The following is a 13821-nucleotide window of genomic DNA, read 5'->3' as shown; positions in this document are numbered from 1 at the left end:
GCATGTGTTAGGCCTGCCGCTAGCGTTCATCCTGAGCCAGGATCAAACTCTTCATCGTTAAATTTTAAGTCTTACGACTATATCTTAACAACTAATCGAAATTGTTTAATTTCAGTACTCAAAATGGTCTATTCTTTTGTCTCGAAAATTATCGTTTCCAATAACTCTCTTACGCTGTCAATTCAATATGTTAATGAACTTTTTATCTCTTTCTTAAAACGTTTATGCCTTAAGCGGGTGCAAATATAAAACCCTTTTTTTATTCTCACAATGTTTTTTAAAATTATTTTGAAGAAAATTTCAAATTTTCTTACTTCTTCTAAAAACAATATATATGTGAACTTTTTTAACCTCAAACATTACCGTTTTTAGCGGCTGCAAATATACAACCTTTTATTAATCACACAACCTTTATTGTTTTTATTTTAGATAAAAATTAAATCTCTATTCTCACCCTTATCTAAACAACTTTTATTACAAGAACTTTTGCCGTAAACTATACCGTTTTTAGCGGCTGCAAATATACAACCTACACCTTCTTCTTACCAAGCCTTTTTTAATCTTTTTTTGAAATTTTTATTATCATAATCTCTAATAGCTTAGTATAAGGGAGTTGCAATTATTTATTCCTTAAAGCATATATACGCATCTATAATTTAGAATTCCAAAATACAGACCATAATCACAATAATCAATATTTATACTTAATATATATATTGTATGTCAATATTTAACATCCTATCTTTGTAGTTATAAAATTACATATACTATAATAATGATTGATATTACTCTACCCGATGGAACAATAAAGACTTTCGAAAAAGGAACTACTCCTATGGAAGTTGCTAAAAATATAAGTGAAGGGTTTGCAAGAAACGTTATTTCTGCGAGATTTAACAACGAAACTATTGAAACCACAACTCCAATAAATATAGATGGTTCATTAATTTTATATACTTGGACTAATGATGAAGGAAAAAAAGCATTTTGGCATTCAACTTCACATATATTAGCTCAAGCGATTGAAGAGCTCTATCCTGGTGCTAAATTATCAATTGGGCCAGCAATTGAAAATGGTTTTTATTATGATGTCGATTTTGAAGACAATACTATTTCTGAAAAAGATTTCAAAACTATAGAAAATAAAATGATAGAAATCGCTAGAGGAAAACATGATTTCAAAATGCGCTCTATGTCTAAAAATGATGCTTTAACATTATATAAGTCCCAAAATAATGAATATAAAGTTGAATTGATTAAAAACCTTGAAGATGGAACTATCACTTTCTGCGACCATTCTACATTTACAGATTTATGTCGTGGTGGACATATTCCTAATACTGGCATCATTAAAGCTGTTAAGTTATTATCTGTAGCAGGTGCTTATTGGAGAGGTGATGAAAACAACAAACAATTAACACGTATTTACGGCATTTCATTTCCAAAACAAAAAGAACTAACTGAATACCTGCATTTATTAGAAGAAGCAAAAAAACGCGATCACAGAAAACTAGGTAAAGAACTTCAACTTTTTACATTTTCACAAAAAGTTGGTCAGGGATTACCATTATGGCTTCCAAAAGGTGCAGCTTTAAGAGAACGTCTAGAAAACTTCCTAAAGAGCGCTCAAAAGAAAGCTGGTTATGAAATGGTAGTAACACCACATATCGGACAAAAAGAACTTTATGAAACTTCTGGCCATTATGCAAAATATGGAGAAGACAGCTTTCAACCTATCACAACACCAAAAGAAGGTGAAGAGTTTTTATTAAAACCTATGAATTGCCCACACCATTGTGAAATATATAATAGTAGCCAATGGTCATACAAAGACTTACCAAAACGTTTTGCAGAGTTTGGAACAGTATATAGATATGAACAAAGTGGTGAATTGCATGGCTTAACTCGTGTAAGAGGGTTTACTCAAGATGATGCTCATATTTTTTGTACGCCAGATCAATTAGACAAAGAATTCAAAGACGTTATTGATTTAGTTCTATATGTTTTTGGATCCTTAGGTTTTGAAAATTTCACAGCTCAAGTATCTCTTAGAGACCCAGAAAACCCAGATAAATATATAGGAAGTGATGAAAACTGGAAAAAAGCAGAAGATGCAATCCTGAATGCGGCAATCGACAAAGGGTTGAATTATGTTGTTGAAACTGGTGAGGCCGCTTTTTATGGCCCGAAATTAGATTTTATGGTTAAAGATGCTCTTGGTAGACAATGGCAACTTGGGACAATTCAGGTAGATTACACATTACCTGAACGTTTTGATTTAACATACAAAGGTAGTGATAATGAGCTACACAGACCTATAATGATCCATCGCGCTCCCTTTGGTAGTATGGAACGTTTTATCGCTATTTTACTAGAGCACACTGGAGGAAATTTCCCACTTTGGCTTATGCCAGAACAAGTAATTATACTGTCATTAAGTGAGAAATATGAAAAATACGCCGAAAAAGTTTTAAATTCGCTAGAAAAACACGAAATTCGCGCCCTCGTTGATAATAGAAATGAAACTATTGGGAAGAAAATTCGGGAAGCCGAAATGAATAAAATCCCTTTTATGATTATTATTGGAGAGAATGAAGAAAATGAAAATAAAATTTCAGTTCGTCAACATGGTGGAGAAGATTTAGGCATGATTAGTGTAGATAAGTTTTCAGAAATTGTTGATAATGAAATAAAAAAGACATTAAAAACATTTAAATAAAACAATTAAGTTTAACTAAAAATTATAAGTCATAGCAATACGTAGAAGAAATTACTCTAAGCGAGTAGTAAAAGAAGATCAACACAAAATTAATTCTAAAATTAGAGCCGAGAAGGTACGCCTTGTTGGTGATAATGTAGAAGTTGGAATTTATTCAACAAAAGATGCACTTGCCATCGCAGATGATCAAGGGTTTGATTTAGTTGAAATTTCTCCCAAAGCTGATCCTCCAGTATGTAAAGTCATGGACTATAAGAAGTTTCTTTACGAACAGAAGAAACGAGAAAAAGCGCTCAAAGCAAAAGCTTCAAAAGTAACTATTAAAGAAATTCGTTTTGGTCCTCAAACTGATGATCATGATTACGAATTCAAAAAGAAGCATGCGGAAAAGTTTTTAAAAGATGGCGCAAAGTTAAAAGCTTTTGTATTTTTTAAAGGTCGTTCAATTGTTTTTAAAGAACAAGGTCAAATCTTATTACTAAGATTAGCACAAGATCTTGAAGATTTAGGAAAGGTTGAGCAAATGCCAAGATTAGAAGGTAAGCGTATGACAATGTTCATTGCGCCAAAAAAGCCTAAATAAAAAGTAGTAAATAAGCTGAAGAATTCAGCATAAAGATAATAAGCGAAACGTAAATAAAAATAGGAAAATGCCTAAAATGAAAACCAAATCAAGTGCTAAGAAACGTTTTAAACTAACTGGCACTGGTAAGATTAAAAGAAAGCATGCTTTTAAGAGTCATATTTTGACAAAAAAATCTAAAAAGCGTAAGCTTAAGTTAACTCATGACGGTTTAGTACATAAATCAGATGAGAACAATATTAAAACATTATTACGTTTAAAGTAATCTTGTTTTAATCGGTTAAAAACAAATTATAAACCCTGGAGTTAGGCAAAACAATTTAGCAAGTATCGAAGTATCGATCGCCTACTACAAAAAAACAATTTAAAAAATGCCAAGATCAGTAAATTCAGTAGCGAAAAGAGCCAGAAGAAAAAAGGTTCTTAAGCAAGCAAAAGGTTACTTCGGAAGACGTAAAAACGTTTGGACAGTAGCAAAAAATGCGGTTGACAAAGCGATGCAATATTCGTACAGAGACCGTCGAGTAAAAAAGAGAACATTCCGTTCATTATGGATTATGCGTATTAACGCAGGAGCTAGACAACACGGAATGAGCTATTCAAAATTTATGGGAAAACTTAAAGCTAATAATATCGAATTGAACCGTAAGGTTCTAGCCGATTTAGCAATGAATAACCCAGAAGCTTTTGAAGCAATAGTAAACAAAGTAAAGTAAGGCATTCGCCTAAATAATAATAACAATTCGCTTATTAAAACCGATTCAGAAATGAATCGGTTTTTTTATACCTAAAAACGTTAATAAATTAGAATTTAGATCCTTCAATTTAACAGTCAGTTTTATTTTTTATAATTAACTTACAAGTCAATTAAAACTTATCACATGAACCGTATAAAACTAATCGTAGCACTTGCTCTATTTATTGCATTCAACTCCTTTAGTCAAGATAAAACTGAAGAAAAATCTTGGGATGTTACAAATCCTGAAGGTGATTGGAATTTCAAAGAATTGAAATTATCAACTAATGAAGGTACTTGGATGAATCTTGACGTGAGTCCTGATGGAAAATCCATCATATTCGATCTCTTAGGAGATATTTATAAAGTTGATATCAATAGTGGTAAAGCAACCGTTTTAAGAGAAGGTTTAGCTTTTGAAATTCAACCACGTTTTAGTCCTGATGGAAAACACATTTCATTTACTAGTGATGCTGGTGGAGGAGACAATATATGGTACATGAATAGTGATGGCTCTGATGCCAAACAAATCACTAAAGAAAATTTCAGATTATTAAATAATGCCATTTGGACACCTGATAGTAATTATGTTATTGCCAGAAAACATTTCACTTCTACACGTTCTGCAGGTGCTGGCGAACTTTGGATGTATCATAAATCTGGCGGAAGTGGTATTCAGCTCACAAAAAAGAAAAACGACCAGCAAGATGTTAACGAGCCAAGTTTATCATCAGATGGTAAATATTTATACTACAGCGAAGACATGTATCCTGGAGGCTTTTTTAAATATAACAAAGATCCAAATAGTCAAATCTATGTGATTAAACGCTATAACATGGAAACTGGCGAAACAGATAGAATTACTGGTGGACCAGGTGGAGCAGCTCGTCCACAAATTTCTAGAAACGGAAAAAAACTCGCATTCGTTAAACGTGTGCGTACTAAATCGGTATTATATATTCATGATTTAGAAACTGGTGAAGAATGGCCAATTTATGACAACCTCAATAAAGATCAACAAGAAGCTTGGGCTATATTTGGTGTGTATACCAATTTCAACTGGATGCCAAATAATGAAGATATTATCATTTGGTCTGGAGGAAAAATAAACAAAATCAATAGCAAGACATTAAAGGTTTCTGATATTCCTTTTCAAGTTGATGCGACTATTAAAATAGCAAAAGCTGTTGAATTTGACACTCCTGTAGCGCCTGATACTTTTGATGCTAAAGTGATTCGTCATATTACAACTTCTCCTGATGAAAAATCAATTGTATTTAATGCCTTAGGTTATTTATACACTCAAAAATTACCTAACGGAAAAGCACAACGCTTAACTACTGGAACCGATTTTGAATTCGAACCTACCTTCTCTCCTGACGGAAAAACCATCACTTATGTTACTTGGAATGATGAAAATTTAGGTGCTATATATTCTATACCAACAACTGGAGGAACAGCTATAAAATTATCTTCTAAAAAAGGGATTTATAGAAACCCGTCGTATTCACATAATGGTAAACATATCGTTTATCGTAAGGAAGGCGGAAACAACGAACAAGGTCATACTTTCGATAAAAAACCAGGACTATATATAATGAAAGCTGATGGATCAAATGCAAAAATGGTTACCAAAGAAGGTGATAATCCAATGTTTAATACAGATGATTCTAAAATTATTTATCAAAAAGGCGGACAATTTTTTGGTGCATTAACTAAAGAATTAAAAAGTGTCGATCTTAATGGATTTGACGAGCATATTCACATAAAGTCAAAACACGGAAACATTTTAGTTCCAAGTCCAGATGGAAATTGGATCGCCTTTGTTCATTTACATAAAGTATATATGGCTCCAATGCCTAAAGCTGGACAAACTCTAGACTTAACAGATAAAACAAAGTATGTTCCAATTACACAACTTTCAAAAGATGCTGGTATCAATTTGCATTGGTCGAAGGACAGCAAAATTATTCATTGGTCATTAGGAAACCTATATTTTTCAGCTAAAGCTTCCGAAAACACTGAACTTATTGAAGAAGGAATCAGAATTAACTTAGAAGTAAAAACCGATAAACCAAAAGGCAGAATTGCTTTAAAAGGAGCTCGTATCATTACTATGGAAGGTGATGAAGTTATTGAAAACGGAACGATTGTTATCAATAACAATACAATCGAAGCCATTGGTAATACTTCAAACATCTCAATTCCTTCTGATGCTAAAGTTTATGATGTGACTGGAAAAACAATCATGCCTGGAATGGTTGATGCGCATGCACATATTGGTGGTTTCCGTTACGGATTAACAACACAAAAGCATTGGCAATTTTATGCTAATCTTGCCTTTGGTGTGACAACAGCTCATGATCCTTCTGCACATTCTGAAACAGTTTTCGCACTTTCCGAATTACAAAAAAAGGGAACGCTTGTTGGTCCTCGCCTCTACTCAACAGGATTTATTTTATATGGAGCTGATGGTGATTTTAAAGCGGTTATTAATAATTTAGAAGATGCACGTTCATCAATTAGAAGAACAAAAGCGTTTGGTGCATTATCAGTGAAGAGTTATAATCAGCCAAGACGGGAACAAAGACAACAAGTTTTACAAGCTGCTCGTGAGGAAGGTATATTTGTGGTTCCAGAAGGTGGTTCAAATTTTTATCATAACATCACAATGGTTATGGATGGACACACTGGTGTTGAGCATAATATTCCTGTGGCTCCTGTTTATAAAGATGTTCTAGATCTTTGGGGAAATAGTAATGTTGGTTACACACCTACACTTATTGTAAATTATGGTGGAATGAATGGTGAAATGTATTGGTATCAGAATACTAATGTTTGGGAGAATGAGAAACTTTTAAAATATACACCTAGAGGGATTATTGATTCACGTTCAAGACATCGCATTATGGTTCCAGATGAAGAATACGAAAATGGACACATACTCGTTTCAAAAACAGCAAAAGACTTAAGTGATGCTGGAGTTAAAGTTAATCTTGGTGCTCACGGACAGTTACAAGGTCTTGGTGCACATTGGGAATTATGGTTGTTACAGCAAGGTGGACTATCAAATCATGAAACGCTTAAAGCTGCAACAATAAATGGCGCTAATTATATTGGTATAGGAAATGATGTTGGTTCTCTTAAAAAGGGAAAACTAGCCGATTTAATTGTGATGGACAAGAATCCTTTGGAAGATATTAGAAATTCTGAAAGTATTATTTACACCATGATTAATGGTCGTATGTACGATACAGAAACCATGAATGAAATTGGAAATGAACCTAAAGAACGTTCAAAATTCTATTGGGAAAACTCAAATTATAACCAAGCGTTTCCTTGGCATGAAGAGACACAAAGTTTCACACGTGATGCTTGTGGATGCCATTTAGGATCTCATTAAAAAAAAAGCCGATTCAGTTTTGAATCGGCTTTTTTATTTATAATCAATCACCAAAAACAGCAGAAATTACGTCCTCCTTTTTATCTCTACTTATTGGAATCTTATAAGTTCCTATTTCTAATTGGTTACCATGAGAGGCAGTCACCTTATCTTTTGCTATAATAAAAGATTTATGAACTCTAATAAAATTGCTTGACAGTAATTTTTCAATGTTTTTCATTCGTTCAAAGACCATATGGTTGTCGTTTTTACAACGAAATCTAATATATTCTTTCATACCTTCAATATACAAAATGTCTTTAGTAAAAATCTTAATAATTTTCCCTTCTGCTTTAACAGTAATAAATTCTGATTTTTCTAAACCTGTATGTTCAGCTACTCTTATATCTTCAGTATAACATAGTTCTTTAGCTTTATTAACCGCTTGTAAAAAACGCTCAAAACTAAATGGCTTCAACAAATAATCTACGGCATTTAAATCGAATGCTTCAAGTGCATAGTCAGAATATGCTGTAGTAAAAATAACTACTGGAGGATTTTTCAAAGATTTCAATAAATTAACACCTGAAAGTGCAGGCATTTGAATGTCTAAAAACAAAATATCAATACGCTTTGCTCCTAAAACTTGTAAAGCTTCTAATGGATTTTTAATACTATCAACAAGCTCTAAATCTGAAATCTGTTTAACAAAACCAGACAGCAAATTCAGAGCTAAATATTCATCATCGACGATTAAAACTTTCAATTTAGACATATTATTGTTGAGTTAATTTCAGTTTTAAATTTACAACAAACATTTTTTCAGTGTCATTTAATATAAAGGAATGTTCTGGATTTAAGATATTTAAACGTTTCTTAATATTACTTAAACCAACACCTCCAATGTCATCTTTCTGTTTTAATGTATCATTTTTGGTATTTGCAACTTTAAATATAAAACTAGTATCCTCAACTTTTATATCAATTTTTATAAATGCATTTGCATTGGTCTCAAGATCACTATGCTTAAAACTATTTTCAATAATTGGAATTAAGATCATTGGTTCAATCATCTGATGATCTATGTTTCCTTGAATATACAAAGAGACATTTAAATTACCTTCAGATTTTAGTTTATATAAATCGATGTAATCTTGAATCAATGTCAATTCATTATTAAGTAATACTAGTGTTTGATCTTCTTGATAAACCATATAACGTAATAAATGTGATAATTTCAATACCATGGGAGCTGTTTTTTCAGATTTAATAGTCGCCAAGGCATAAATATTATTCAACGTATTAAATAAAAAATGCGGATTCATTTGTGACCTCAAATACTGTAATTGTGCTTCTTGATGTGCTTGTAGCTCATTGGCTTGCAATCTTGTTTTTACAAATCTATTGACCAAAATTTGATAGAATGCACTAAACATTAAAAACAAAATATTACTGAGGATTATGCCAATTAGAAGAGATTCTTCTTGTTCTAAAAACCCAAAATCAGTATTAAAACTAGAAAACACAACATTAACATAGAGCCTAATTAATGAAATTAGTGTCATTATAAATACTACTGCAATAGTGTATAAAACATACTTCTTCTTTTCAAAGAATGTGTTTACTGCCCATATGTTAGTATATGCCAAAAGCATCAATGGAATACCATTAATACAACCTCTTAGCAAACTTGTAGCGAAATCTAGAAAATAAGAAAACACCCATGTTTGAATTGCCAAATAGCCAATCCAAAAGCAAAAATGCATACTATATATTAGTGTTTTATGTCTCATATCTGGTATCAAATGTAATCTAAATGTCTATTGACACAATGGTTTTTAAACCAACGGTTTATTTTCTTCAACAAACTGTAAAAAAGTACTAATTGCGCTACTTGATGATTTTTTTAAGCCTTTGGTTGAACTCTTTTTCTCAAAATTTAAAAATCAAGAATATTTGCTTCATAATTATAAACCAAAACACATTAATATTATGAAAATTTCAAAATTATTCTTAATCAGCCTTATTGTATTTAATCTAATTATCGTCACTTCTTCATGTAGTACGAATGATGATAATACAACAAAAACTTCTGAGCTTAGTGAAGAAGAAGCCGTAGAACTCATTGAATCATCACTTAAAAAAAGTACTGGTGGATTAAATGATAATACCAAAACATTTGCAGAAAGTCTTACAACAGACATTACCATCAATGAAGATTGCAGTGTCATCTACAACGATACATTTGTTATTAATTATGATGAAAGTGTTGTTCAAGCTTCATATACTGTAGATTGGAGTTATGAAATGACATGTAACAACATCGGGATTTCTCAATCTGTCGAATTTTCTTCTTCTACGGATGGAAATTATAGTTCACAACGAATTATTTCAAATGACAATTCTACATCTTACTTTGAAATCACAGGTTTACAGCCAACTGCAAATTCAATGGTTTTAAATGGAGATTATGAAAGAAATGGCATGCAAGAATTAACCATTGTAAATACCAGAAGTGTGATTAGTAATTTAACAGTTGATTTAACTGATATTATAATAGATAAAAGCAGTAGCAGTATTACTTCAGGAACAGCAACACTAACTTTATCTGGCTCAAGTAAGAATAAAAGTTTTTCGTTTGAAGGCAGCCTAGTTTTCAATGATGATGAAACAGCAACGTTAATCATAAACGAAAACACATATGTAATTAATTTAGGGTAGATTGATTTGCAGCCATGATGGGCAAAGCAAAATAATGTGCCGAGTGCTTTGCTCTGATTGGCTCAATCTTCATCCTAATAATTTAACAATAAACTATATTATGGACTATTTAATCTCAAATTTCGGAATGATTAAAGCTTTTGTAATTGCCATTAGCATTGTTTTTATTAGATATCTGTTTTTTTCGGGAATTACGTATAGTGTATTTTACCTATTCAAAAAAAAAGCACTTAAGCATAAACGCATTCAAAAAAATTATCCAAAAGCTATTAAAATTAAAAATGAAATAAAACATAGCTTTTTTACTGCTATTGTTTTTGGAGGCATTGGATTATTCATATATGCTTTAAAAATTAATGGTTTTACAAAAATTTATACTGACTTTAGTCTCTACGGATTGGAATATTTTATTTTTTCCATTCTGATTATGCTTCTCATTCATGACACTTACTTTTACTGGATGCATCGACTTGTACATCATCCAAAACTGTTTGGAATAGTTCATAAAATTCATCACCAATCAAGAAACCCGACACCATTTACAGCATTTTCTTTTGATATAACTGAAGCGATTATTGAAGCTGCAATCATTCCTATTATCATATTAGTTTTACCTGTGCATCCTCTAGCAATTTTTATCTTTTTTAATATCTCACTTGCTTTTAATATTATGGGACATTTAGGATATGAATTTTTACCGCCTTGGTTTATAAACCATCCTGTTTTAAAATGGATTAACACCTCTACGCATCATAATATGCATCATCAAAAAGGAAATGCAAACTATGGATTATATTTTAATTTCTGGGATACATTAATGAAGACTAATCACAAACAGTATCAAAAAAAATTCTATGCCATTACAAGTAAAAATAAAAAGAAATCTATTGCTGCTTAGCTTAGTATTAACGACATTGGTTTATAGCCAACAAATTCCTGACAGTCTAAATACACCCTTAAAAAGAGCTACTTTACAGACCAAGGAAATGTCTCAAAAACTGAATCTTACTGATATTCAAATTCCAGTTATTGACAGTTTAAACTTGGTATATGCTAACGAAGTAGAGAAAGAAATCATCTCTTCAAATAAAAGTAAAATATCTAAATATTTTAAAATGAAAGATCTTTTAAATAAAAAAGAAGCAGTATTAAAACAAATTTTAACTCAAGTTCAATTTAAGATTTATGAAGAAATGCGATCTAAAGCGATGAATAATGTATATAAAAACGCTTTTTGATTAAGTCTTCTGTTTCTTCTTTTTAGCTGCTGGAAACAAAACATTATTTAAAATTAAGCGATATCCAGGAGACGTTGGATGTAAATCTAATTCTGTTTTTGGATCACCAACTTTGTGCGTGTAATCTTCAGGATCATGACCTCCATAAAACGTGAAGAACCCTTTTCCTTTTATACCATGAATATATTTTGCTTCACCATTAGTTTTGTTCTCTCCCATGACTAATACATTCGACTTAATTTCATCGCGAGTAAAAGAGGTTGTTTGTCCCATAAACCCTTTAACCAAAGCTGTATGATTTTGACAAAGCATCGACGGAATTGGATCCCATTTCGCTGAGAATTCCATTAAAGAAAAATAATCTGTTGTTGGAGGAATACTACGTTTTGAAGTCATATCTATTGAAGAAAATTCATAGACGTTTGGATTGCGTTCCAACAAATAATCTTTAAATGCAAATGTTCTATTATAATCTATTTTGCCTTGATAGTTAGGATCACTTCCATCGCCATCAAACATAGGCTCACATATATCAACTCCTTCTGCAGAAAGTGCTATATCAAAACTATCTGTGGCACTACACATCGCAAACATAAAACCTCCACCAATAACGTAATCACGAATTTTTTTAGCCACAGCTAATTTTTCTTGAGATACCTTATCGTAACCTAATTTTAAAGCTAATGCTTCAGCTTCTTTCTTTTCATTTATATACCAAGAGGCCGATTTATAGGCTCTATAAAACTTACCATATTGTCCTGTAAAATCTTCATGGTGTAAGTGCAACCAATCATATAATAACAAACCATCATTCAATACATCTTCATCATAAATCGTTTCATATGGGATTTCAGCATAGGTCAATACCATCGTTACAGCATCATCCCAAGGTTGTAATCCGCTAGGTGAATAGACAGCAATTTTAGGTGCTTTTTCTAAAACGACTGCTTCCATATTTTGTGATGGACTTGCAATAAAATCAAGAATTTCTTCAGCTTTAGAACTAGAAACAACTTCAAAACTTACGCCTCTAATAGTGCATTCACGACGAATTTCTTCAGCATCAGGTAATAAAAAAGAACCACCTTTATAGTTTAACAACCATTTTACTTTGGTCTGTTTTTCGAGCGTCCAATAGGTAACACCATAAGCTTTTAAATGATTTTGCTGACTTTCTACATCCATAGGAATTAGAATATAGGATGCATAGCTATTGAAGGCTAAACATAAAAATACGATAAGGGCAAATGTCTTCTTCATAATCGAAAGATACTCAAAAATTAGTACCAAACTAAATGCTTTAATATAGTTTTAGGGTTTTACTACAGCAGTGAGTAAAATGGCATAACAATATAAGGAATTTGATAACGCTTTATAAAATCACTTATTATTTCCTTGGAGTTATCGAACGTTCTGGTCCAGATAATATGGACGCTATAACTTTAGTTCCAGGGAATTGTTCTAAAATAATTTTAATAAATACAGTAATTGGAATAGACATAATTAAACCTGGAATTCCCCAAATAAATCCCCAAAGCATTAACATAATTAGAACAGTTATCACATTTATTGAAAAGGATTTCCCCATAAATATAGGTTCTAAAATAGCTCCAAATACAACCTGAACTCCAGAAATAGATAAAATAAAGAAGAACAAAGTACTTGTTGGATCAAGTTCAACAAACGCAAATATTGATAAGAGTATTACAGAAATAAACGAGCCAACCATTTGAACAAAATTAATTAAGAATGCGAAAAGTCCCCAAAAAATCGGAAAACTCACATCAAAAAACACACAAGCCAAACCTGTAAATATCCCAGTTAATAAGCTCACTAAAAACTTAACTTTAATAAAAGTAATTAAGTCTTTTTCAATTTTCATAAACGCTTTTATTGACGTATGCTTTCGTTTTAAAATAGTGTTATTCATGACTTTATGCATATTGATAGATTCTGACAACCATAAAATGGTAAAAAAGATAATCATCATTATGTTGGTGAAAAATTTTCTGATAAAATCGAAAGTAGATCCTATATTTTCTTTTTGAAAAAATTGAGATAATAAACTGCCTTCAGTATCGTATACAATTCCAAATTTATCTTGTAAATACAACATTAAATCATTGATTTTAATTTCAGCTTTACCAAAAAAACCTGTATTATTTGTTAAGATCTGTCTGCTTGAGAGTTGAACTAATTCAACACCAATAAAAACACCAATTGCAATAAGTGTAATCACAATAATAATACTTGCTAATCTTGGTACATTTCTTCTTCCTAATCCTCTCATTAAAGGTAAAAACAATAAGGCGATGAACATGGAGGAGAATAACGGGATAAATATAAACGACAACAACTTTAGCAAATAAAATACTAAAGGAATTACTATAAATAATAAGAGTGTATTAGTTGTTCGTCTTTGATCTAACATGAGTCAATTTC

At 31.5% G+C, this 13821-nt stretch carries 12 protein-coding genes and 1 rRNA gene (1 of these 13 cut by a window edge); 8 read left to right on the top strand and 5 right to left on the bottom strand.

The window, feature by feature from the left end:
• Positions 1-58 (bottom strand): 16S ribosomal RNA (locus MUN68_RS04735); it reaches 1464 nt to the left of the window's first position.
• Between the two features lie 717 nt (positions 59-775).
• Here MUN68_RS04735 and thrS point away from each other — a divergent pair.
• From thrS to MUN68_RS04710, 5 genes are all read left to right on the top strand, one after another.
• On the top strand, positions 776-2719 hold the full coding sequence (gene thrS / locus MUN68_RS04730) for a threonine--tRNA ligase (protein WP_249997218.1): 1944 nt from the start codon (positions 776-778) through the stop codon (positions 2717-2719).
• Between the two features lie 88 nt (positions 2720-2807).
• Positions 2808-3302 carry a translation initiation factor IF-3 gene (gene infC / locus MUN68_RS04725; RefSeq protein ID WP_249997220.1) on the top strand — a complete coding sequence of 165 codons (495 nt, stop codon included), beginning with the start codon at positions 2808-2810 and terminating at the stop codon, positions 3300-3302.
• A gap of 67 nt (positions 3303-3369) precedes the next feature.
• On the top strand, positions 3370-3567 hold the full coding sequence (gene rpmI / locus MUN68_RS04720) for a 50S ribosomal protein L35 (RefSeq protein WP_249997217.1): 198 nt from the start codon (positions 3370-3372) through the stop codon (positions 3565-3567).
• A 106-nt stretch (positions 3568-3673) separates the two neighbouring features.
• The gene (gene rplT, locus MUN68_RS04715; protein ID WP_040250654.1) at positions 3674-4018 is read left to right on the top strand and encodes a 50S ribosomal protein L20; all 345 of its coding nucleotides are present in this window, start codon (positions 3674-3676) and stop codon (positions 4016-4018) included.
• A 165-nt stretch (positions 4019-4183) separates the two neighbouring features.
• A complete protein-coding gene (locus MUN68_RS04710; RefSeq protein WP_249997216.1) occupies positions 4184-7441 on the top strand; it encodes an amidohydrolase family protein in 3258 nt (1085 codons plus the stop codon).
• A 43-nt stretch (positions 7442-7484) separates the two neighbouring features.
• On the opposite strand, the gene MUN68_RS04705 is transcribed toward MUN68_RS04710, so the two are convergent.
• Entirely contained in the window at positions 7485-8195 is a 711-nt protein-coding gene (locus MUN68_RS04705; RefSeq protein ID WP_249997215.1) for a LytR/AlgR family response regulator transcription factor, read from the bottom strand.
• A gap of 1 nt (position 8196) precedes the next feature.
• Positions 8197-9213 (bottom strand): sensor histidine kinase, encoded by a 1017-nt coding sequence (locus MUN68_RS04700; RefSeq protein WP_272792403.1) that lies wholly within the window; start codon positions 9211-9213, stop codon positions 8197-8199.
• 199 nt (positions 9214-9412) lie between these two features.
• On the opposite strand from MUN68_RS04700, the gene MUN68_RS04695 reads away from it, so the two are divergent.
• The 3 genes from MUN68_RS04695 to MUN68_RS04685 all read left to right on the top strand — a co-directional run bounded on the left by MUN68_RS04695 (position 9413) and on the right by MUN68_RS04685 (position 11379).
• Entirely contained in the window at positions 9413-10141 is a 729-nt protein-coding gene (locus MUN68_RS04695; RefSeq protein WP_249997213.1) for a hypothetical protein, read from the top strand.
• Between the two features lie 100 nt (positions 10142-10241).
• A complete protein-coding gene (locus tag MUN68_RS04690; RefSeq protein ID WP_249997212.1) occupies positions 10242-11039 on the top strand; it encodes a sterol desaturase family protein in 798 nt (265 codons plus the stop codon).
• The gene (locus MUN68_RS04685; RefSeq protein WP_249997211.1) at positions 10996-11379 is read left to right on the top strand and encodes a hypothetical protein; all 384 of its coding nucleotides are present in this window, start codon (positions 10996-10998) and stop codon (positions 11377-11379) included. Before MUN68_RS04690 ends, MUN68_RS04685 begins: the two co-directional genes overlap by 44 nt.
• Here MUN68_RS04685 and MUN68_RS04680 read toward each other — a convergent pair whose 3' ends face one another.
• Both MUN68_RS04680 and MUN68_RS04675 read right to left on the bottom strand, forming a co-directional pair.
• Positions 11380-12564, bottom strand: a complete 1185-nt coding sequence (locus MUN68_RS04680; RefSeq protein WP_394357642.1) for an asparagine synthetase B — start codon at positions 12562-12564, stop codon at positions 11380-11382.
• Positions 12565-12766: 202 nt separating this feature from the next.
• Positions 12767-13810, bottom strand: coding sequence for an AI-2E family transporter (locus MUN68_RS04675; protein WP_249997209.1), 1044 nt, complete (start codon positions 13808-13810; stop codon positions 12767-12769).
• Between the last annotated feature and the right edge of the window lie 11 nt (positions 13811-13821).

This window comes from Psychroserpens ponticola (genome assembly GCF_023556315.2).
In the GTDB taxonomy this organism is placed as follows: domain Bacteria; phylum Bacteroidota; class Bacteroidia; order Flavobacteriales; family Flavobacteriaceae; genus Psychroserpens; species Psychroserpens ponticola.
Note: the sequence above shows the minus strand (reverse complement) of the source record. Positions and strands in the feature narration are given on the sequence as shown.